Annotated in this window: 33 protein-coding genes; 18 read left to right on the forward strand and 15 right to left on the reverse strand. The window is 63.3% G+C overall.

All coding sequences use genetic code 11. The features are described 5' to 3' along the window. Positions 1–304: 304 nt before the first annotated feature. The 9 genes from I6F24_RS12280 to I6F24_RS12320 all read right to left on the reverse strand — a co-directional run bounded on the left by I6F24_RS12280 (position 305) and on the right by I6F24_RS12320 (position 4,382). Positions 305–679: an HNH endonuclease signature motif containing protein gene (locus I6F24_RS12280; protein WP_225156262.1), complete on the reverse strand. Its 375-nt coding sequence runs from the start codon at positions 677–679 to the stop codon at positions 305–307. A 186-nt stretch (positions 680–865) separates the two neighbouring features. Further along, positions 866–1,285 carry a hypothetical protein gene (locus tag I6F24_RS12285; protein ID WP_225156264.1) on the reverse strand — a complete coding sequence of 140 codons (420 nt, stop codon included), beginning with the start codon at positions 1,283–1,285 and terminating at the stop codon, positions 866–868. Further along, positions 1,272–1,613: a hypothetical protein gene (locus I6F24_RS12290; protein ID WP_225156266.1), complete on the reverse strand. Its 342-nt coding sequence runs from the start codon at positions 1,611–1,613 to the stop codon at positions 1,272–1,274. Before I6F24_RS12290 ends, I6F24_RS12285 begins: the two co-directional genes overlap by 14 nt. A gap of 23 nt (positions 1,614–1,636) precedes the next feature. Then, complete coding sequence (locus I6F24_RS12295; RefSeq protein WP_225156268.1) at positions 1,637–1,894, reverse strand: hypothetical protein; 258 nt, start codon at positions 1,892–1,894, stop codon at positions 1,637–1,639. Next, entirely contained in the window at positions 1,891–2,049 is a 159-nt protein-coding gene (locus I6F24_RS12300; RefSeq protein ID WP_225156270.1) for a hypothetical protein, read from the reverse strand. The genes I6F24_RS12295 and I6F24_RS12300 overlap by 4 nt, the downstream gene beginning before the upstream one ends. A gap of 28 nt (positions 2,050–2,077) precedes the next feature. Further along, a complete protein-coding gene (locus I6F24_RS12305) occupies positions 2,078–3,049 on the reverse strand; it encodes a recombinase RecT (RefSeq protein ID WP_225156271.1) in 972 nt (323 codons plus the stop codon). A 31-nt stretch (positions 3,050–3,080) separates the two neighbouring features. Continuing rightward, positions 3,081–3,257, reverse strand: coding sequence for a hypothetical protein (locus tag I6F24_RS12310; protein WP_225156273.1), 177 nt, complete (start codon positions 3,255–3,257; stop codon positions 3,081–3,083). Next, positions 3,254–4,186: a PD-(D/E)XK nuclease-like domain-containing protein gene (locus I6F24_RS12315; protein WP_225156275.1), complete on the reverse strand. Its 933-nt coding sequence runs from the start codon at positions 4,184–4,186 to the stop codon at positions 3,254–3,256. The genes I6F24_RS12310 and I6F24_RS12315 overlap by 4 nt, the downstream gene beginning before the upstream one ends. Positions 4,187–4,190: 4 nt before the next feature. Beyond that, positions 4,191–4,382, reverse strand: coding sequence for a hypothetical protein (locus tag I6F24_RS12320; protein ID WP_225156277.1), 192 nt, complete (start codon positions 4,380–4,382; stop codon positions 4,191–4,193). Between the two features lie 552 nt (positions 4,383–4,934). On the opposite strand from I6F24_RS12320, the gene I6F24_RS12325 reads away from it, so the two are divergent. From I6F24_RS12325 to I6F24_RS12360, 8 genes are read left to right on the forward strand one after another with little or no spacing between them, the layout of a single operon-like run. Next, positions 4,935–5,306, forward strand: a complete 372-nt coding sequence (locus I6F24_RS12325) for a hypothetical protein (RefSeq protein WP_225156279.1) — start codon at positions 4,935–4,937, stop codon at positions 5,304–5,306. Positions 5,307–5,309: 3 nt separating this feature from the next. Continuing rightward, positions 5,310–5,849, forward strand: coding sequence for a hypothetical protein (locus I6F24_RS12330; protein ID WP_225156281.1), 540 nt, complete (start codon positions 5,310–5,312; stop codon positions 5,847–5,849). A gap of 9 nt (positions 5,850–5,858) precedes the next feature. Continuing rightward, positions 5,859–7,925, forward strand: coding sequence for an AAA family ATPase (locus I6F24_RS12335; RefSeq protein WP_225156283.1), 2,067 nt, complete (start codon positions 5,859–5,861; stop codon positions 7,923–7,925). Positions 7,926–7,927: 2 nt separating this feature from the next. Beyond that, a complete protein-coding gene (locus tag I6F24_RS12340) occupies positions 7,928–8,146 on the forward strand; it encodes a hypothetical protein (protein WP_225156285.1) in 219 nt (72 codons plus the stop codon). After that, positions 8,140–8,325 (forward strand): hypothetical protein, encoded by a 186-nt coding sequence (locus tag I6F24_RS12345; protein ID WP_225156287.1) that lies wholly within the window; start codon positions 8,140–8,142, stop codon positions 8,323–8,325. Before I6F24_RS12340 ends, I6F24_RS12345 begins: the two co-directional genes overlap by 7 nt. A 55-nt stretch (positions 8,326–8,380) precedes the next feature. Then, complete coding sequence (locus tag I6F24_RS12350; protein WP_225156289.1) at positions 8,381–8,542, forward strand: hypothetical protein; 162 nt, start codon at positions 8,381–8,383, stop codon at positions 8,540–8,542. Further along, complete coding sequence (locus tag I6F24_RS12355) at positions 8,515–8,781, forward strand: hypothetical protein (protein WP_225156291.1); 267 nt, start codon at positions 8,515–8,517, stop codon at positions 8,779–8,781. The genes I6F24_RS12350 and I6F24_RS12355 overlap by 28 nt, the downstream gene beginning before the upstream one ends. Next, positions 8,778–9,440, forward strand: coding sequence for a hypothetical protein (locus I6F24_RS12360; RefSeq protein ID WP_225156293.1), 663 nt, complete (start codon positions 8,778–8,780; stop codon positions 9,438–9,440). The genes I6F24_RS12355 and I6F24_RS12360 overlap by 4 nt, the downstream gene beginning before the upstream one ends. A 22-nt stretch (positions 9,441–9,462) precedes the next feature. Here the strand turns inward: I6F24_RS12360 and I6F24_RS12365 are convergent, their stop codons facing one another. Beyond that, a complete protein-coding gene (locus I6F24_RS12365; protein ID WP_225156294.1) occupies positions 9,463–9,642 on the reverse strand; it encodes a hypothetical protein in 180 nt (59 codons plus the stop codon). Between I6F24_RS12365 and I6F24_RS12370 the strand changes: the two genes are divergently transcribed. From I6F24_RS12370 to I6F24_RS12410, 9 genes are all read left to right on the forward strand, one after another. Then, the gene (locus tag I6F24_RS12370; protein WP_225156296.1) at positions 9,641–10,006 is read left to right on the forward strand and encodes a hypothetical protein; all 366 of its coding nucleotides are present in this window, start codon (positions 9,641–9,643) and stop codon (positions 10,004–10,006) included. The genes I6F24_RS12365 and I6F24_RS12370 overlap by 2 nt on opposite strands. A 55-nt stretch (positions 10,007–10,061) precedes the next feature. Next, positions 10,062–10,292 (forward strand): hypothetical protein, encoded by a 231-nt coding sequence (locus tag I6F24_RS12375; protein WP_225156298.1) that lies wholly within the window; start codon positions 10,062–10,064, stop codon positions 10,290–10,292. 64 nt (positions 10,293–10,356) lie between these two features. Continuing rightward, the gene (locus I6F24_RS12380; RefSeq protein WP_225156301.1) at positions 10,357–10,950 is read left to right on the forward strand and encodes a hypothetical protein; all 594 of its coding nucleotides are present in this window, start codon (positions 10,357–10,359) and stop codon (positions 10,948–10,950) included. A 37-nt stretch (positions 10,951–10,987) separates the two neighbouring features. Then, entirely contained in the window at positions 10,988–11,230 is a 243-nt protein-coding gene (locus I6F24_RS12385; protein ID WP_225156302.1) for a hypothetical protein, read from the forward strand. A 5-nt stretch (positions 11,231–11,235) separates the two neighbouring features. Beyond that, the gene (locus I6F24_RS12390) at positions 11,236–11,640 is read left to right on the forward strand and encodes an IPT/TIG domain-containing protein (protein WP_225156304.1); all 405 of its coding nucleotides are present in this window, start codon (positions 11,236–11,238) and stop codon (positions 11,638–11,640) included. Between the two features lie 219 nt (positions 11,641–11,859). Beyond that, positions 11,860–12,666: a ParB/Srx family N-terminal domain-containing protein gene (locus I6F24_RS12395; RefSeq protein WP_225156306.1), complete on the forward strand. Its 807-nt coding sequence runs from the start codon at positions 11,860–11,862 to the stop codon at positions 12,664–12,666. Then, a complete protein-coding gene (locus I6F24_RS12400) occupies positions 12,659–13,558 on the forward strand; it encodes a hypothetical protein (protein WP_225156308.1) in 900 nt (299 codons plus the stop codon). The genes I6F24_RS12395 and I6F24_RS12400 overlap by 8 nt, the downstream gene beginning before the upstream one ends. Further along, on the forward strand, positions 13,555–13,905 hold the full coding sequence (locus tag I6F24_RS12405; RefSeq protein ID WP_225156310.1) for a hypothetical protein: 351 nt from the start codon (positions 13,555–13,557) through the stop codon (positions 13,903–13,905). The genes I6F24_RS12400 and I6F24_RS12405 overlap by 4 nt, the downstream gene beginning before the upstream one ends. Continuing rightward, positions 13,902–14,072, forward strand: a complete 171-nt coding sequence (locus tag I6F24_RS12410) for a hypothetical protein (RefSeq protein WP_225156312.1) — start codon at positions 13,902–13,904, stop codon at positions 14,070–14,072. The genes I6F24_RS12405 and I6F24_RS12410 overlap by 4 nt, the downstream gene beginning before the upstream one ends. Positions 14,073–14,090: 18 nt before the next feature. On the opposite strand, the gene I6F24_RS12415 is transcribed toward I6F24_RS12410, so the two are convergent. Continuing rightward, complete coding sequence (locus tag I6F24_RS12415) at positions 14,091–14,309, reverse strand: hypothetical protein (protein WP_225156313.1); 219 nt, start codon at positions 14,307–14,309, stop codon at positions 14,091–14,093. A 261-nt stretch (positions 14,310–14,570) separates the two neighbouring features. On the opposite strand from I6F24_RS12415, the gene I6F24_RS12420 reads away from it, so the two are divergent. Then, positions 14,571–14,984, forward strand: a complete 414-nt coding sequence (locus tag I6F24_RS12420; protein ID WP_225156315.1) for a response regulator — start codon at positions 14,571–14,573, stop codon at positions 14,982–14,984. Positions 14,985–15,097: 113 nt separating this feature from the next. Here the strand turns inward: I6F24_RS12420 and I6F24_RS12425 are convergent, their stop codons facing one another. The 4 genes from I6F24_RS12425 to I6F24_RS12440 all read right to left on the reverse strand — a co-directional run bounded on the left by I6F24_RS12425 (position 15,098) and on the right by I6F24_RS12440 (position 16,658). Continuing rightward, on the reverse strand, positions 15,098–15,301 hold the full coding sequence (locus I6F24_RS12425; RefSeq protein WP_225156317.1) for a hypothetical protein: 204 nt from the start codon (positions 15,299–15,301) through the stop codon (positions 15,098–15,100). Beyond that, complete coding sequence (locus I6F24_RS12430; RefSeq protein ID WP_225156319.1) at positions 15,298–15,591, reverse strand: hypothetical protein; 294 nt, start codon at positions 15,589–15,591, stop codon at positions 15,298–15,300. Before I6F24_RS12430 ends, I6F24_RS12425 begins: the two co-directional genes overlap by 4 nt. Positions 15,592–15,603: 12 nt before the next feature. After that, positions 15,604–15,957 carry a DUF6876 family protein gene (locus tag I6F24_RS12435; protein ID WP_225156321.1) on the reverse strand — a complete coding sequence of 118 codons (354 nt, stop codon included), beginning with the start codon at positions 15,955–15,957 and terminating at the stop codon, positions 15,604–15,606. Positions 15,958–16,049: 92 nt separating this feature from the next. Beyond that, positions 16,050–16,658 (reverse strand): hypothetical protein, encoded by a 609-nt coding sequence (locus I6F24_RS12440; protein ID WP_225156323.1) that lies wholly within the window; start codon positions 16,656–16,658, stop codon positions 16,050–16,052. Positions 16,659–16,665 lie beyond the last annotated feature (7 nt).

The raw sequence follows: 16,665 nt of genomic DNA on the forward strand, positions 1-16,665 counted from the left end.
GCCATTGTTCTTTGTGGCTTGGATGGTCCCAGCTCTGCGGGTCTGCTGGGTCGAGCGGCCGAATGACCGCCCCTGATTTCGGGCCCTTACGGGTACGCAAATCACTTCCCCCTCAATTTACGCGGGAACCAAAAGCAAGACGACGACTAAAAAGCTGAACCTTTTCAGGGCCCTAGAGCCCGTTTTTAGGGGCCCTGGGGCGACCCCGCGCGGCTCGGCGCCATACCCCTGCTCCCTGGCGGGCCGGTTCCGGGACTGCCCTCGGCGTCCCCGCGGCCTGGACGAAGCGAAGAAGCGACCGTGCTCATCGCCTTTCCCACCCGCCGCCGATCTTCATCTTGATCCCGCTATCGCGCGATCCAGGCATCGGCCGCCGTTTCCGTTTCTTGATCCCGAGGTGCCTCATCCGCACTTTGTCGTTGGCTGCTCTCAGCGCGACATCGGCCGGCGTCTTCACCGAGCGGTCGCAGGCCTCATGAATGGGCCAGAGATTGCTCTCGCGGTTCTCGCCGCCGTTGCACAGGGCGACCCGGTGATCGCAGGTCCAGCGCTTCGCCCTGATCTTGACGGTGCAGATCCCGCAAATGCCCTTGAACCGGTCGAACACCCGCAAGCGAACGTGCGGCGGCACCGGCGTGTCGTCAGTCTTGCCAATCCACTCGGGAACGCTACGGCTCATCGTGGTTTACTCGAACATTCGAAGGGCCACGGCAGCGGGCCAGTCCGCAGTTCGCCGCCGTGGCCCTGGCCAGTTCACCGGTTGTGAGCCGTTACTGACTGCAGGCCGTTGTTTTCTTCCCGCCACCACCTGCCTGCTGGGCAGCGTCTGGCCTCCCTTCGGCAACCCGCCAGCGAGGTCATAGCCTCACGCCGAAGCCCGCTTATCCGTGGTCACGCGCACGACCTCGGTCTGCGCCTCCCGCATTTTCCCAACGATGTCGTGGAGACGGCCGACCTCCGCGTGGACATAGCGGCAGATCACGGCGTGGCCCTCGACCTCGGCCTGCACCCGCGCGGCCGAGACCAGCATCAACTGCTCCAGCTCATCCAGCTCGGAGCGCAGGGCAGCGAGCGCCTTGCCGTTCTGCTCGCTCATGCCCACGATGATCGCCTTGATCGCATCACGCGAACTCTCGCCATATCCGGGCGGCTCAATGTGCTCGGGCGGATCGAACCGGTCAGCATCGGGCTTCTCCGGCATCGCCCACTGCTCGCGCGGGGCGCCGCGCATCGGCGGCGGCTCGCCATTCAAGCGGATCTCGGGAAGTGCCTCAGCCGTTCGCATCGCTCGTCTCCTGTTTGTGGTTGGCGCGATATGGTGCCGGTCCGCTACGGCGGTGCAGCGTGCCGAGATAGGACCGGGCCGTCTTGATCTGGATATGCATCACGTCGGCGACCCGCTGCTCCGACATGCCCAGGGCATGCAGGCGCCGCGCGACCTCGGTGCGAGCCTCGACCACATGCTCCGCGCGGTTGCCGCGCGTGATCAACGTCGGGTCAACCCCGTATTCGGTCGCCACATCCGCCACGATCGCACGGCACAGCGCGCGCGGCGTGAGTGGCGAAATCGGAATGATTTCGGTTACGTCGATAATCTCCACCCTGTCGCGCATTTGCGGTTACTCCTCACACACGATTACTGGACGGTGGTCCCTTCGGCTGCGCTCTTGGTCGCCCCGGCCACGAGGACGTAGTTGCAGCCGCGAAGGGCGATGTCGGTGATGGCGCTGCACTCCTCGCACCTCCCCGCCAGGAAGAACTTGTTTGGTACGCCCATGGTCTGGCGTGACCCGCAGCGGTGGCAGGTGAACTTCTGGTGCACGGTGTGCCCGGCCTCGATGTACTTCACGGCACGCTCGACAACCTCGGTGAACGGAAAGTCCCTGCTTGTCATGTGCTCCTCCTCTGGATTTCCAGCAGCCAGCGCTCGGCAAGCTGCAGCATCCTGATCCACTGGCGCAGCGTCTCGGGCTTCCGGGCGATGTCGTCGGCGGTGAGCCGAACGCTCCGCTCGCCGTTCTGCGTGCTGCGATCCAGCTCCACCTTCATTCACTCTCCCTCGATAGGTTCAGGGGCATCAGCGGTCTCCCGCTTCCGCCGCTGCCAGGGCGACCGCGCCACCGTCGGGGGCTGGGGGGCTTGATGACGGCAGCGCGGTCTCGGCGGGTGCAGCAGCATCCGCCGGTCCAGTGGCATCACCCTTGCTGGACCTCTTGGGATCGGAAGGCGTCGCCGCAGCAATCGCATCCTCGATCGAACTCTTGGTGTGCTCGAAGCCCTCGCCAATGGGGCCGCGCAGCCGCTCGCGGAGCCTGGGCGAGGTGTCAGGTGCGCGCGAGACCTCGACCACTTCGGCGAAGCCTGCCGAGACCAGCTCATCGCGCGTGTAGGCACCGGCAACGATGTCCGCGCAATACATGCGCGACCAGTCGCGGCTCATCGCGTAGAACATCTGCAAGGCGGGCTTGTCGTCCCAAAGGGGCGAGCCCTTCACCGCGCCATATTCGTTGTGGCCCGGATGCAGCTTCTTAAGCGTGAACTCCTTCTCCGTCCCCTTCGGCGGGAACTGGCGCGGCTCGTGCTCGCCCTTGAAGGTGGCAGACACGATGCAGATCAGCTCATCGCCTTCGCCTTCGTACCGGACCGCAAGGCGTTCCTTCAGCGGGGCGAACTTCTCGACCATGGTCCGGAAGTACACGCTGTCGTAGCCGACGCGCTGAATGCCCTTCTTCTCGGTGACGAACATCATCTGCGCCAGGGCGAGCGCGGAGATGCCGGTTTCCTGGGACCGCAGCAGCACCGCCCAGCAACCGCCGACGTTGCCCTGCAGCCAAGGCGGCAGGATCGGCCCGGCCGTGGCCATCAGCTTCGCGGCCTCGGCAAGCTGGAAGGCGTTCTCGAACTTGAGGCCGCCCATCACGTCGTTCATAGGGATAAGAGCGGTGCGCTCGGGCGACACCACCTTCTCGATCTTTCCCTCGACGAGGTCGCGGCGGGTCACGCGCTCGGTTTCCATCGGGCGGTCGCCCGGAAAAGTCTGCTCGCTCATTGTCACCTGTCCCTGTAGCTGTTGATCATCATCAGAGGTCGTCCCGCCGCATCTCGTCGCGGTAAGCGACGACGTTGTTGCGGACCTCAAGCCAAGCGTAGAAGGCGGCCTTGCGCAGGCCGGATGCCAGCTCGGCGAAGAACACGAACAGCAGGATGACCGGCAGGGCCGCAGTCAGCACCGAGCGATAGAAGGTTTTGCGGATCATGCGGCCTCACGGAGTTCGTACTTCAGCCGGTCATCGATCTGCTTACGCTTCCAGTCCGGCAGATCGACGTACTCGGCGTCCTCGCGATCATCGCCAGGACCGGGCCAGACGCCGGAGGACAGGCAGTCGGCGAAGGTGCGCAAGGCGGTGCGGTTCTGTTTCATGCCGCGCGCGATGTCCTCGTCCTTGAGCTGCTGCGCGCGCACGCAATACGGCGCCGACTTCTCGACCCAGATTAGCGTGAAGGAATTCGCCTCCAGGCCGAGTGCCATCGCACCCTCCAGAACGAGAGCGGCCTGCTGGTGATAGTTGAACGTGGCGAGCGACGACTGCAGGTCGCGGTACAGCACGCTGTTCGTCGTCTTGAGGTCGGTGAAGTCGCCGCTGGCGTTCGGCGTCACGTCCGGCCGGACCTTGATCCAGAGCCCGGTTTCCTTGTCCTTCCAGAAGAAGCTGCGCTCGATCAGGCCGTTGAGCGCGCCCGCCTGGACCAGGGGAAAAGCGCCAAGCGAAATGGCCATGCCCTTGATCACCTCGACCTGGGCAGCGGTGACGACCGTCAGGCCCTCGCGCTTCTTCGCCGCGAGCCAGCGCTTGCACTCCTTGCGGTTGCCGTTCCACTTCTCGCCTTCGAGCGTCTCCGGCCGCACCACGAACACGTCCGCGAAGCCGATCTCACCCGTCAGAAGGTGATGGGCGGCGCGGCCCAGGACGAACGCCTCGCTCTCGGGCATCTCGATGCGCGCCGGGTTCACCGGGCAATGTGCCCAGGCATGCGCGGGCGAGTTGTCCCACAACTGCCGCAGCGTGGTCGATGACACGCTCGGCCCGTCGCAGATGTCGCCGTGATGATACGCCTGGAGCGGCAGCTTCGAGTAGACGCCCGGCTGCGTGATCGGATTTCCATCCCACCTGATCGACTGGATCATGGGCTTACACCTTCAGCGTTTCGATGATTTCGGCGCGGTACTCGTCCATCAGCTCGGTGGCCAGCGAGCCGATGTCGCCCTGTTCGGCGGGCCGCTTCAGCTTGGCCACTTCGGCCAGCATGCGAGCCGCCTGCGCTTCGGCCAGCAGCGCGGCAGCGAGAGCCCTGCCAATCGAAGCGATGGATTTATCCGACATGACGCGATGTCCCCGTGTTCGATGTCGAGGACGATAGCGCGTCTAAAAAATCTTGCGCGTCACTTGGGTGACGCTGAAGTGCAAATAAATCTCGTGTAACGCGATCTAACGGCTCCGTCAGGCGCGCAACGATCAGTGTTCAGTCGCGGAGATACACGGGAGGTCGCGCCATAGGCGCCCCCGTAACCACAACAGAGAGTAGTTAATAATCTACTGCGCGCGCGCACGCGATTGCACAGAGCATGCCAGCCGCGTCCGCGACGATCCGAAAATCAGAAAAATAAATGATGTAACGGAAGCCGCCTAACGGATTGTGGCAATGCGCGGGCAACGTGGTCGCACGCCCAGTCACATGGGTGACGCTGGCAGCGTCACTTGGGTGACGCTGAACGTCGCGTTTTCGGCGCTAGATTTTTTTCGCGCTTGACCGGCGATTTGCGAGTGACGCAACATCGCGCTCGGCCTGTCTATCTTCACTTCATGCACGACGAGAGCGCGAGCAATCGCTCGCGGTGACGCCGCGCGTCTGTCAAACATTGGGAGATGCCAACAATGGCAAAGAATGCAGCGGAGAACACACCCTCCGCCGAGAACATCAGGGACGCGGTCGCGGCGATCGAGAAGATCGATCAGGAGCTGCTCGCCGAGAAGATGGCCTACATGAAGCGGTGCAAGGTCATCCGCGACCGGCGGGCTGACCAGTTCGACCATGCTGCCGATCGCGGCATCCGCAAGAAGCTTCTCAAGGCAAAGATCAAGGAGCGCGACCTGCTCCGCAAGGCTGACGCCGTCGCCGACGACTTCGAGGACGACGATCGCAACGAGTACGCGATGCTGTCCGAGAAGCTGGGCGAGTTCGGCGACACCCCGCTGGGCGCGGCGGCTCTCGCGCGCGCTGGAGGCAACGCTCACGCGGCAGCGTGATCCATGCCCCAGGTGCTCGCCCTCGACCTTGCCTCTCACACTGGCTGGGCCGTGGGCGAACCCGGCCAAACACCGACGCACGGCTCGGTCCAGTTCGCCAAGCCGGGCGCCTCACACGAAGCGATTTTCTCCAACGCATGGGGCTGGATGTACAGCATGCTCGCTGACTTCGGTCCGAGCACCGTGGTTTGGGAAGCCCCTATGCCGACTTCGTTCAGTCGCGGCCGTAGCAACGTCAACACGACGACCCTGCTGTACGGGCTGCCCGCCATTATCGGCGGCTGCGCCTATCGATGCGGCCTCTACGATCTCCGCAAGGCCGACACCCGCGACGTGCGGATGCACTTCATCGGCTGCAACCCGAAGCGCGAACGCGCGAAGCCGCTGGTTATGCGTCAGTGCCGCGCCCTGGGTTGGGAGGTCGAGGACGACAACGAGGCCGACGCACTCGCGACGTGGCACTATCAGTGCTCGCTCATCCGCCCGCAACTCGCGCTCGTCACCACTCCGCTCTTTGCCGAAACCAGGCGCGTCGGGGGGTGAGGCGTGAACATGCACGAACCTGTCCCATCGTTCGCTGTGCACATGGAAGCGATTGCAGAGGAGCTGTTGGGCGCACCGAATGTGCGGCTCTCATCCGACGGCGATCGACGTTACGGCAAGCACGGCTCTCTCTCGATCGATGTCGAGGCAGGACGCTTCTACGACCACGAGACAAAAACAGGCGGCGGCGTGCTCGATCTCATTTCACGTGAAACGGGGCGCGACCACAAAAGCGCGCTGCAGTGGATGCGTGAGCACGGCTATCTGGAGCAACGCGAGAAGAAGCAGACCGTCGCGCAGCCGCTCGGACGAGAGGTCGCGCACTACAGCTACACCGACGAGAATGACGAGCTTCTCTTTCAGGTCGTGCGCTTCGAGCCGAAGACCTTCCGCCAGCGTCGCCGCCCGCAGCCAGACGATCCGCCGGACAAGATCAAGCACGGCTGGGTGTACGCAGTGCGCGGCCTCCGCCATGTGCCCTATCGCCTGCCTGAACTGATCGAGGCCATCGCCAGCGGCCACACCGTTTTCGTGGTCGAGGGTGAGAAGGATGTCGATAATCTCGCGAAGCACGGCGTCGTTGCGACGACCAACCCCGGCGGCGTCGGCAAGTGGAGCGACACGCTCACGGCATTCTTTCGCGATGCCGACGTGGTCATCATTCAGGACAACGACCCGCAGGCCAAGCACCCCGACCCACCGCATGGTGATGGCTCGCTGCGCTTCCATCCGGACGGCAGACCGGTGCTGCCCGGCCAGGATCACGCGCAGGATGTGGCGAAGGCCCTGACCGGCACCGCCGCCAGGGTCCGCGTCCTCGATCTGGCGCGACACTGGCCGGACATGCCGCCCAAGGGTGACGTGTCCGACTGGCTTGCCCAGGGCGGCACCTCAGCAGCTCTGCACGCGCTCGCCGACGCAACGCCAGACTGGACGCCGACACCGTTCCGCTCACGCTTCGGTGGGTTGCGCTGGGAGGAGATCGCCGTCCTGGGCCATGCCTCGGGCTATGGATGGCTGGTCGAAGACATCATTCCCCTGGACGAGATCACCCTCATCTTTGGGGACAGTGGCAGCGGCAAATCGTTCGGCACATTCGACATGTCCATGGCGGTCGCGCGCGGGCTCACCTTCATCGGCCGCAACACCGAGCCCGGCTTGGTGGTCTATGTCGCGGCCGAAGCTGGCAAGGGCTTCAGCAAGCGCAAGCTCGCCTACGTCATCCAGCACGAGCTGCAATACAACGCATCGATCCCGTTCTATCTCTGCACCAAGCGTCCGGACTTCTTCTCCTCCGACGACGACGTGAATGCGCTGATCGCCGAGATCGAGGCCGTCGCCAAGACCTATCCCCAGCGGCTGGTGCTCATCGTCATCGATACCCTTTCCGCGCTCGCACCGGGCATGAACGAGAACGCCAGCCAGGACGTGTCGATAGTCCGAAAGCGGCTGGTCGCCCTGCAGCAGCGCTTCGGCAGCGCTGTGATCCTGGTGCACCACAAGCCGAAGGGCGGCTCGACCCCTCGCGGCCACGGATCGCTGACCGCCGACTTCGAGACGACCATCGAATTCGAGGTCGTAACCGACCGGCGGACCTCCAAAGGCGGCAACATTCACCGGGCGACGGTCCGCAAGCAGCGCGAGGGCAAGTCGGGCATACGTTGGGAGTTCACCCTGCCGGTTATCAGCGTCGGCCGGAACAAGTGGGGCAACGAGGAGACCTCATGCGCAGCCGTCCCCTACGATGCCAGCGAAAGCCACGAGCGCAGCGGCTATCAGGCGACCAGCAACGAGCGCCTGCTCATGCATGCGCTGTACGACGCCCTGTCCGAGTACGGCGTGCCGCCGCCATTCCCGCTCCCGGGCAGCATCAGCAAGGTGGTCGATGTCGGCTATGTGCGCGCAGCCATGCGGGCGAAGGTGGTCGATGACGACGCCGACACCGAGGCGGCCGACAATCGCTTCCGCGGCGCCTTCAAGCGCGCCGGGGATCGGCTCCGCGACGCCAAGATCATCGGAATTCAGAAACCCTATTGGTGGGCCACCGGCAAGCCGGTCGCTGGGATGGGAGGCTGACCATGCCGGTGATCAAGGTGCAGTTGCCGCTCGCGACCAGCGACCCGACCAGGGCCGAGATGGCCCTTATCTATGCCGAGGGCCGCAAGTTCATGACGCAGCAGGTGCTCGATCAGGCGACCAGGGCGCTGATGGGCTCCGACGCGAAAGCCTTCTTCGACGCCAACTACCGCGCCGGTCGCTGGGAGATCGGCAAGCGCGTGGAGGATCAGGATTGGTGATGCTGCTGCGGCGTGAGCGGAAGGAACAGAAGAAGCAGCGGCTGGCCATGAAGCGCTACGTGGCCCTGCGCATGGAGGATGACATCGAGACCTGCATCGAGATCGTGAAGCGGAAAGCGGCTCGGATGCGCAAGGCGCGCAACAAGGCCAACGCGGCGAAAAAGCTCGAAACCCAATGACTTGCAGGCGCGTGTAACGGGACCTAACGCGCCCGCCTAACGGAATGAGGCACGAATGCGACTGTTCTTCGATCCTGCTGGGCCCATGCTGACCTACCGCGAAGGCGTCCTGCATGTCGCGGACCTGAACCCCGAATTGAAAACGCAATGGAGCATGACGCGATGGGAGATGTTCAAGTTGGGCGTGCGGTGTCTGCTGTCGTCATTGATCCGCTGAGCGAGTTCGAGTTCGAGGAGATCGCCACCAGCGTCGAGGAGCGCTTCACCCGCACCTACGACGCCGACAAGGTCGGCAACGCCAAGGTCGAGAGCCAGATGGAGCCCGAGCTGGTCTCGACCGGCTGGTGGCTCGTCATCAAGCGCCTGGGGCTCGCGCTTTGGGTCGGCAGGGACAAGCCCGCGATCGAGGCCGGGGACGTGCTGCACATCAGGATCGCCAAGCGGGGGCGCAGGTGAAAGCGTTCGTTCACACCACCGTGCCCTATGGCGATGACGGCAAGATGGTGCGGGGCATCATCGCCAAATGCGGAGGACCAGGGTGCGAGGCTGCGATCCCGCTCCCGGTCAACACGATGCAGAACATGCGCTCCGGCGATGAGGACCTCGAGTTTCAGTTCATAGCCAGGAAGCTTGAGGCCAAGGGGTGGCGGGTCGGCCGAAGCCATGGGGCGCACCGCTGCCCGCGATGCCTGGGTGCGGCAAAATTCTCAGCGATCAGGAAGGCGAAGCAAATGCCGAACGAGAATGCGATGGGCGACAAGCTCAAGATCGTGAAGGACAACATGCGGGTGATGACCCGCGAAGATCGGCGCATCATCTTCGAGAAGCTGAACGAGGTCTACGTCAACGACAAGGTCGGCTACGGCGACGGGTGGACCGACGAGAAAGTGGCGAACGACCTCGGCATCCCGCGCGCCTGGGTCAAGCTGATCCGCGATGAGAACTTCGGCGACGAAGTCGGCAACGAAAACATCCGCGAGCAGATCAAGGAAGCCCGCGAGCTGCTCGCGCAGATCAAGGCCATCGAGCCCCGCATCAGCGAGGCTCAGCGGCTGATTGCCGTCGCGGACAAGGTCGAAAAGTCGCTGGCGGAGATCGCAAAGGTACTGAAATGACCGATGGCACTCGGTCGTTCACCTAGCGCTCAGTGAGAAAAATCACCGATCGATCCTGGAATTCACTGGTGGGGAGATTGCCTGCGGCGGCTGTTAGTGCCGCAACAGATATCGTTCTCGCCGGCACGGCACGGTGCACAGGAACCATGGCCGCAGTCGCGGCGGCAGCAACAACGATAGCAACGGCGGCAAGCTTGATCATGGGAACTCTCCATCGCCACCCCTCGGACGTAGGTCTCGCGGACACCCTGCGGCGGTTCAAGAACGGCGAGCCTTTATTTAACGTCAGCGCATCTGACTGGGGCAAGGTGTCGTACATTGAACGCCCTGAACCCAAAGGCATGGCGATCGCGGAAAGCGCACATGATCTGGCGGTGAACGGACAAAGCTGGCGCCAGATTGTGGACGGCATCGAACGATGGGCTATGTTGCTCATCGCACGGCGCTGCCATGTGTGCTTGCTCCATGCTTTGCGGCGACGGGTGGAAGGGGTGGCGTTTTGCGGCGTCGCCCCTTTTGCCGTTCTTTGTGGTGCCGTGGTGAAGCGAGGGACTACTTCGTCCTGAAAGCGTGAAGCCCTCGCGCCTGTTCCCGGCACCACAAACAACAGGAGGGATGACCATGCAGCGCATGAACGACGCCACCGGTATCGAGTACGACGACGAGACCCGCACGGCGACCGTCACCTTCGCCGACGACGACGTGGACGTGGTCAACGTGCTGGCGTTCTGCGTCAATGCGAGCGACGGCAGCGTCGAGACGATCCGGATTTACGCGAGGCAGCGTCTTGCCGCCGAGTATCAGCGCAGCAATGGCGGCTTCGATTTGGTAGCGCGCCACACGCTTCAGTAACGAGCGCCAGATGCTGGCATGCGAGAACCAAGCGGCATAAGGTCGCCCCGCGCAGAGGTGCCGAATGATCGAGGTCAACATCGACGGCTCAGGCTTCACGAACGCCGCGATCGAGCTGGGCGCCGCGATCGATCAGATCCCCTACATCATGGCCCGCACGCTCAACGACGCGGCCAACGCGACGCGATCGTATCTGATCCACCAGACCTGGCAGTCCTCGGTGCAGGTCAGGAACCAGAGCTTTATGAACGCGGCGCTCACCACCAAAGGCGAGCGCGCCAGCAAGGGCGATTTGTCGGTCACCATTTACGACAAGCTCGGCCGCGCGAACCTCGCGCTGCATGCGAAGAGTGGCACGCGCATGGGCGTCACCGGTTCGCTGGCTATTCCGCCGACCGGCGCAGTGAGCCGGACCGCGCGCGGCGTGCCGCAAGGCCAGCGCCCTCGCAATCTGAAGAATTCGTTCCGCAAAGGCGACGTGATCTACCAGCGCGTCGGCAAGAACCGGCTCCGCCTGATGTACGTCCTCAAGCAGCAGGCAAAGATCAAAAAGGATGTCCCGTTCTATGCCGACTTCGCGAGGGTCATGATCGCGGAGCTGGAACGAAATCTCGCGCGCAATATCGCGCGCGCGATGAGCACTCGGCGGCCCAGGTGATGAAGAAGCACGTGTCTAAACCAACGGAGACCATCAGATGACCGCCAAGCAAGAGACGAAGCGCGAGCCGCAGCAGCCCAAGGTGAAGACGCCCGAAGAGGTGCGTGACGAGAAGGAAGCATTGGCCGAGGGCATGCCTGACGCACTCGGCCCGACCGACTACTCGGGCACCAAGTATTCGCCCAACGCACCCAACGGGCAGCCGCCGACCAGGGAGCAGCGGGAGCTGGCCGACGCGCTCGCAGGTCGCTCGGCCCCCTCAGCCGAAGCAAAGGATTGAGCCCCATGGACGCAGACAACATTCGCAAGTCCGTCCTGGCCGGGGTCGCCTATGATACCGCCCATGGACTGGCCAAGAGCGCAGAGGCCGAACCGCCGCCTGTGCCCCCTGTGCTCTCATCTCTGAGCCCGGACACCGCAGTGTCGGGTGATCCCGACTTCGTGCTCTCGTGCATCGGCAGCGGCTTCGATGAAGGCACCGTCATCATCTTCGGCGACTACGAGGAGCCGACCACGCTGGTCTCTGCCACCGAGGTCACCACGGGTGTGAAGCCGTCCCTGTTCGCACCTGCCATTGTCCCCGTAAGGCTGCGCAACGGCACGGCTCATTCCGACCCGCTCGACTTCACGTTCACGGCAGCCAGCAACGATGAGGACGAGACCACCCGCAGGCGTAGGACGCGCCGCTGAACGCGCCCAGGTGCTCACCGGTTCTGAACCAGTGGGCACCATTCCCCGCCGCTCCAGGCGCGTCCTAGCCGCGTCCCTGGGCTCGCCAGGGGCCTGCAACCCGCCTTCCGGGTCCCCTGGGGTTCGCAGGAAACGCGGGGTACGCGCGACCGCTCCCCTTCAACATATTCAGCGATTTGAATTTTCGAGTTTTGTATCGGTGCAACGAGGACAACGCTGGTGAACGAGCACGCGAGAACTGCATCAGGTCCCGCCTGGAAGATCGAAACGCGGCGGGTGCACGAGCTCATCCCATCGTCCCGGAATGCCCGGCTGCACTCGCAGGAGCAGGTCGAGCAGATCGCCGCGTCGATCTCGCAATTCGGCTTCACCGTTCCGCTGCTGGTCACCGAGGACGACATCATCATCGCGGGCCATGGGCGCCTCGACGCGGCGAAGATTATGGGCCTGCTGGAGGTGCCGGTCATCGTCGCGCGCGGCTGGACCGAGGCAATGATCCGCGCCTACGCCCTGGTCGATAACCGTTTGCCCGAGTTGGCGACCTGGGACCTCAGCATCGTGAAGCTCGAGGTCGAGGCGTTGCGCCTCACCGACATGCCGATCGATCGCCTGGGCTTCTCGGACAAGGACCTGGGCAGCATGCTCGCCGCTCGGCAGTTCCTCGACGAGGGGCTGGTCGATCCCGAGAAGGGTCCGCTCGACAATCGGGGCGACCTTCTCGCCCGGCTTGAGATCACCATCGCCGATCCGCGCCACGCCATCGAGCGCGGCGACCATTATCGGCTCGGTCGTCGGCATCACCTTCTGTGCTGCGGCGTCATGGTCGAATGGGAGCGCTGGAAGCCGCTCCTCACCGGCACCGCCATCTTCTGCCCTTATCCGGGACCGTTCGTCGCCTTCGGCGAGAAGGCCGACAAGTACGACCTCGTGATGGTTCAGCCCGACCAGTACACCGCTGGCCACATCCTCGACCGGTATGAGGACATTCACGGCGTCGGCTCGGTTGTGAAGATCACCAATGATTAGGACCGGCGGCAACTGGAACGCCGAGGCGTGGCCGATCTATTTCATCGCCAGCGAGCCCAAGACGCTCGCGCATGCGAACACCGTCAACAAGCACCTGCTGGTCGCGGTCAACGAAATCCACACCGACGAGCACTTCGGCATGCTCGACACCTTCATCGCCAACGGGTGCGACGTGTTCATCGATAGCGGCGTCTACAATCTCGCCACCGAGCACGCCCGCGCGCACCGCATGTCGATGGATCGGGCGTTGTCGCTCGCCCCGGACGAGATCGACGGCTTTACGGACCTGTTCGACAAGTACGTGTCGATCGTCCGCCGCCTCGATCATCAGGTGTGGGGATACATCGAGATCGACCAGGGCGGCCGGGACAACAAAATCCGCACCCGCACCAAGCTGGAGGAGATGGGCCTCCGGCCGGTCCCGGTCTATCACCCGTTCAACGACGGATGGGATTACTTCGATTATCTCGCGGAGCGCTACGACCGCATCTGTTTCGGCAACGTTGTGCAGGCCGACATCGAGACTCGGCGCCGGTTGGTCGCCACCGCCTGGGAGCGACGGCGCAAATATCCCAAGCTCTGGATACATGCGCTCGGGCTCACCGCGTCGGAGATGACTGCCGCGTGGCCGCTCAACTCGTGCGATAGCTCCACATGGCTCGCCGCCGTCCGCTGGGGCCGCCACTTCGCCACCGTCGCGAATAAGCGGTGCTGGCACATCGGCAACGGCTTCAACTATCTGCCGAGCGAACGGCGCGACGCGCCCATGGGTCACCAGAAGTCGCGCACCATGTGCGGCTATGAGGCCCACTTCGTCAGCCGCACCATGAAGCAGATGATCGCGGAAAGCCGACAGGCGGTCGGCGCGGACCCGGCAGGAGCACTTACATGAGCGATGCGACGATCTTCGTCCGGTTCACCTTCGCGGGCTTCCACCGCTGGGCAGGTGCGAGCGGCGCGCGCGCCTATCTCGCCGATCGGCATCGCCACCTCTTTCATGTCGAGGTCCGCATGCAGGTCGCGCATGACGATCGCGAGGTCGAATTTCACGATCTGCTCGAACGCGCGCGCACCATCTTCGCGGACGACCTGGGCACGAACGGCAATTTCGGTTCGCACTCCTGCGAGATGCTCGGCCGCGAGCTGGGCGACCGGCTGGCGAAGCAGTACCGGCGGCCGGTCACCGTCATCGTCTCGGAGGACGGCGAATGCGGTGCCCAGGTTGAAGTCGCGCCATGAAGGCCGCACCGGCTCACGCGCCGCAGAGCAAGCGCCGACAGCTTGACGAAATCCTGGGCGCCCTGGGCGGCGGCCGGATCACACTGGACGAGTACCACCGCCGGATGAAAGAGGCCGGGCTCACCGAAGACGACGTTGACGACTTCTGCCAGGGGAAATTGAAATGAGCGCCCAATCGGCCCAGTTCACGCTTCGCCTAGTGCTTTGAGGATTTCATTGCGGTGCGCAACGAACAGAGTTTGCGTGCAGAGATATGTTTCCAAGAGGCTGCGGGCCAAAGTCGCATCACGCCCGTGAAGCTCAAGGTCTTCGATACGCTGTTCTTGGTCAGATATATTGCGCACACCAAGCAAAACGTGCCGCTCGGCTTCCTCCAGATGTCGAAGATGCATGGACCGATCCATATTGCTCTCCTCGCTAGTAGGCGGGAGCACGATCGGTCTCTCAGCCACCGACGCCTATAAGGGCGGAGCCGTTGTCGGTGATGCGGAATAATATGACTTCCGCTCAAAGGATGCCAAGGAATTCCGGCAGCAGCGGATGCCCAAGATGGGCTTGCGAAAGCCGTGTTTTCGAGCGCTACAGCGCGTCGATGCTCAAGCCACGCGGAACTTGGAACAGCGTCATGGAACGCTTTTGTTGGTCGCGTTTTTGAATAAGGCAGAATGAAAAACGGAGAGGTGGAACAGATGGCCCACCAACCGTCTATCAAAGATTGCCGCGTTCTGATTGTTGAGGATGAGTACCTTCTCGGAGATGACCTAGCGAAGGCGCTTCGGGGTTCGCTCGGCGTCCAAGTGATCGGACCAGTCACCGAACTTGCCGACGCGATGGCTCTGCAGCACGATAGTTTTGATGTCGCCGTGATCGATATCAATGTGCGAGGAAGTTCGGCCTACCCACTAGCGGACGAACTCATGCGTGTCGGAAAACCGTTCATTTTCACGACTGGCTATGCTGCTGAGACCATTCCCGACCGCTTCCAGCATGTGGGGCGATGGGAGAAGCCTTATGACCTTGAGAAAGTCACGGCTAACGTCGCCGAGTTGTGTGGCCAAGTGTCACTTCTCGCAGCGTAGCGGCGTCGCCCCCCAGCGTTCAGGCGCGAACCGACCGGGCGGCGATCTTCAAGGATCGATCCCACGCCATAAAAAAGCCCCGCCGAAGCGGGGCTTTCGTTTCGTCGGGCCGTTCAGCCCGCCATCACATAGGCGCAAATCAGCAACGCGCTCGCGCCAGCAATGCCACCGACGAGATCGTTCTCCCGCACCGCAACCACGAACACGCAATAGAGCGCGAGGCAGACCCTCAACAGGAGAGCGGCGAGGCGGACGACCGTCGTCGCCATCCTGTACAGCGCGACGATCGCCAGGGCGGTGATCAGCGCGCCGATCAACGCACCTCCTCCCAGGTCGAAACGGTTTTCCTGACGCAGATGTAGCTGACCGACATCGCACTGCCATTGTTGCGGGACGACATCTGATTGGCCCCGGCCACATACGCCTTGCAATCCGTCTTGCTGGCAAACGTCGGGTTCTTGGCGATCGAGGCCAGCGTGCAGCCGTTTTGATAGGCCGGGTCCTTGAACGTGTAGCAGGCCGAGACCCCATAGATGTCGCCGGTTTCGGCTTGCGCGCCCTGGGCCAGCGCGGCGGCGGCGATCATAGCTAGCAGAAGCTTTCTCATCTCGCTTGCTCCTCAGTGTTCGCTCGGCAACAGGATCACGCCATTCTCGACCCACAGGTCAATATGGTCCAAGGGGAAGTCGGTGAACTCGATCTGCTGCTCGACCAGCTTGCGCTCGTTGCCATCCTCGCAGGTCAGCACCGCGCGGCTACCCTCGACCTTCAACCGCCAGACCTGAAACTCCTCGCCCTTCACGGGCGCCTCGTGCTGGTAGCTGGCGACGGCATCGATCAGCCAATATGCCGCCGCCTTCTCGGCGAGGTATTGCACCCCCTCGGTGTAGGTGATGGAGCGGAGGAGCCCGTGCCGGTAGACGTGCTCGGAGCCGGTGAACTGCGCCAGATCGGCGTGAGTGATTTTGGACATTCGAATTCCTTAGTGATAGGTTCTCTGTCTATGGAATGAAATCTGAGGTTGAAACGGGCGGCGCGGCAACGCCGTCCGTTTTGCTTCCCTGGTTACTTCTCGGTCAGGAAGTAGGTCACCGCTCGGCCGTTGCGCTCGACCTTCAGCTTGTAGCCGAAGCGGTCGGCGACGCCGGTCTTCTTCGGATTGGAGAAGAACCACTTCCACGGCGCACCCTTCCACTTGGAATGCTCGTTTAGCTCCGCAGGCGTGACGCCGCTCGGGCGCAGCGCCAGCTTCACCAGCTCGGCCGTCATCCCGCTGGGCTGGTCGGCGCCTTCGCGCTTCGGCGCCGCCGTCTTCGAGGCGGTGACCTTCTTCGCGGCGGCGACCTTCTTCGTCGCCTTCTTCGCGACCTTCTTCGCTGCCGCCTTCTTCGCGGCGGGCTTCTTCGATGCTTTGGCTTTCGTCACGTTCTTCGCTTCCTTTGCTGCCGCCTTCGCGGCCTTGAGGTTCGCAGCGGCCTGCTGCTTGGTTCGTCGGGTGGTTTCAGGCTTCACAGTCGCGAGCACCTCATCGGTGACCGCGTGGCGAATGGTGACCGGCTTGCCGGTCTCGTTCGCTTCCTTCGCAGCGGCATCGCGTGCTTGCGTGCCTGGGACCAGGGCGTCGCCGTTGTCGCTGGTGACGGAGACCGGGTCCTTGCTGGTTTCAAAATTCATCGACTGT

The organism is Bradyrhizobium sp. BRP23, assembly GCF_020194135.1.
GTDB lineage: Bacteria > Pseudomonadota > Alphaproteobacteria > Rhizobiales > Xanthobacteraceae > Bradyrhizobium > Bradyrhizobium yuanmingense.

Excerpts from the sequence above, each read along its gene's own strand:
- I6F24_RS12280 (WP_225156262.1), bottom strand. The coding sequence starts at position 679 with ATGAGCCGTAGCGTTCCCGAGTGGATTGGCAAGACTGACGACACGCCG.
- I6F24_RS12285 (WP_225156264.1), bottom strand. The coding sequence starts at position 1,285 with ATGCGAACGGCTGAGGCACTTCCCGAGATCCGCTTGAATGGCGAGCCG.
- I6F24_RS12290 (WP_225156266.1), bottom strand. The coding sequence starts at position 1,613 with ATGCGCGACAGGGTGGAGATTATCGACGTAACCGAAATCATTCCGATT.
- I6F24_RS12295 (WP_225156268.1), bottom strand. The coding sequence starts at position 1,894 with ATGACAAGCAGGGACTTTCCGTTCACCGAGGTTGTCGAGCGTGCCGTG.
- I6F24_RS12300 (WP_225156270.1), bottom strand. The coding sequence starts at position 2,049 with ATGAAGGTGGAGCTGGATCGCAGCACGCAGAACGGCGAGCGGAGCGTT.
- I6F24_RS12305 (WP_225156271.1), bottom strand. The coding sequence starts at position 3,049 with ATGAGCGAGCAGACTTTTCCGGGCGACCGCCCGATGGAAACCGAGCGC.
- I6F24_RS12310 (WP_225156273.1), bottom strand. The coding sequence starts at position 3,257 with ATGATCCGCAAAACCTTCTATCGCTCGGTGCTGACTGCGGCCCTGCCG.
- I6F24_RS12315 (WP_225156275.1), bottom strand. The coding sequence starts at position 4,186 with ATGATCCAGTCGATCAGGTGGGATGGAAATCCGATCACGCAGCCGGGC.
- I6F24_RS12320 (WP_225156277.1), bottom strand. The coding sequence starts at position 4,382 with ATGTCGGATAAATCCATCGCTTCGATTGGCAGGGCTCTCGCTGCCGCG.
- I6F24_RS12325 (WP_225156279.1), top strand. The coding sequence starts at position 4,935 with ATGGCAAAGAATGCAGCGGAGAACACACCCTCCGCCGAGAACATCAGG.
- I6F24_RS12330 (WP_225156281.1), top strand. The coding sequence starts at position 5,310 with ATGCCCCAGGTGCTCGCCCTCGACCTTGCCTCTCACACTGGCTGGGCC.
- I6F24_RS12335 (WP_225156283.1), top strand. The coding sequence starts at position 5,859 with ATGCACGAACCTGTCCCATCGTTCGCTGTGCACATGGAAGCGATTGCA.
- I6F24_RS12340 (WP_225156285.1), top strand. The coding sequence starts at position 7,928 with ATGCCGGTGATCAAGGTGCAGTTGCCGCTCGCGACCAGCGACCCGACC.
- I6F24_RS12350 (WP_225156289.1), top strand. The coding sequence starts at position 8,381 with ATGCGACTGTTCTTCGATCCTGCTGGGCCCATGCTGACCTACCGCGAA.
- I6F24_RS12370 (WP_225156296.1), top strand. The coding sequence starts at position 9,641 with ATGGGAACTCTCCATCGCCACCCCTCGGACGTAGGTCTCGCGGACACC.
- I6F24_RS12365 (WP_225156294.1), bottom strand. The coding sequence starts at position 9,642 with ATGATCAAGCTTGCCGCCGTTGCTATCGTTGTTGCTGCCGCCGCGACT.
- I6F24_RS12375 (WP_225156298.1), top strand. The coding sequence starts at position 10,062 with ATGCAGCGCATGAACGACGCCACCGGTATCGAGTACGACGACGAGACC.
- I6F24_RS12380 (WP_225156301.1), top strand. The coding sequence starts at position 10,357 with ATGATCGAGGTCAACATCGACGGCTCAGGCTTCACGAACGCCGCGATC.
- I6F24_RS12385 (WP_225156302.1), top strand. The coding sequence starts at position 10,988 with ATGACCGCCAAGCAAGAGACGAAGCGCGAGCCGCAGCAGCCCAAGGTG.
- I6F24_RS12390 (WP_225156304.1), top strand. The coding sequence starts at position 11,236 with ATGGACGCAGACAACATTCGCAAGTCCGTCCTGGCCGGGGTCGCCTAT.
- I6F24_RS12400 (WP_225156308.1), top strand. The coding sequence starts at position 12,659 with ATGATTAGGACCGGCGGCAACTGGAACGCCGAGGCGTGGCCGATCTAT.
- I6F24_RS12405 (WP_225156310.1), top strand. The coding sequence starts at position 13,555 with ATGAGCGATGCGACGATCTTCGTCCGGTTCACCTTCGCGGGCTTCCAC.
- I6F24_RS12410 (WP_225156312.1), top strand. The coding sequence starts at position 13,902 with ATGAAGGCCGCACCGGCTCACGCGCCGCAGAGCAAGCGCCGACAGCTT.
- I6F24_RS12415 (WP_225156313.1), bottom strand. The coding sequence starts at position 14,309 with ATGGATCGGTCCATGCATCTTCGACATCTGGAGGAAGCCGAGCGGCAC.
- I6F24_RS12420 (WP_225156315.1), top strand. The coding sequence starts at position 14,571 with ATGAAAAACGGAGAGGTGGAACAGATGGCCCACCAACCGTCTATCAAA.
- I6F24_RS12430 (WP_225156319.1), bottom strand. The coding sequence starts at position 15,591 with ATGAGAAAGCTTCTGCTAGCTATGATCGCCGCCGCCGCGCTGGCCCAG.
- I6F24_RS12435 (WP_225156321.1), bottom strand. The coding sequence starts at position 15,957 with ATGTCCAAAATCACTCACGCCGATCTGGCGCAGTTCACCGGCTCCGAG.
- I6F24_RS12440 (WP_225156323.1), bottom strand. The coding sequence starts at position 16,658 with ATGAATTTTGAAACCAGCAAGGACCCGGTCTCCGTCACCAGCGACAAC.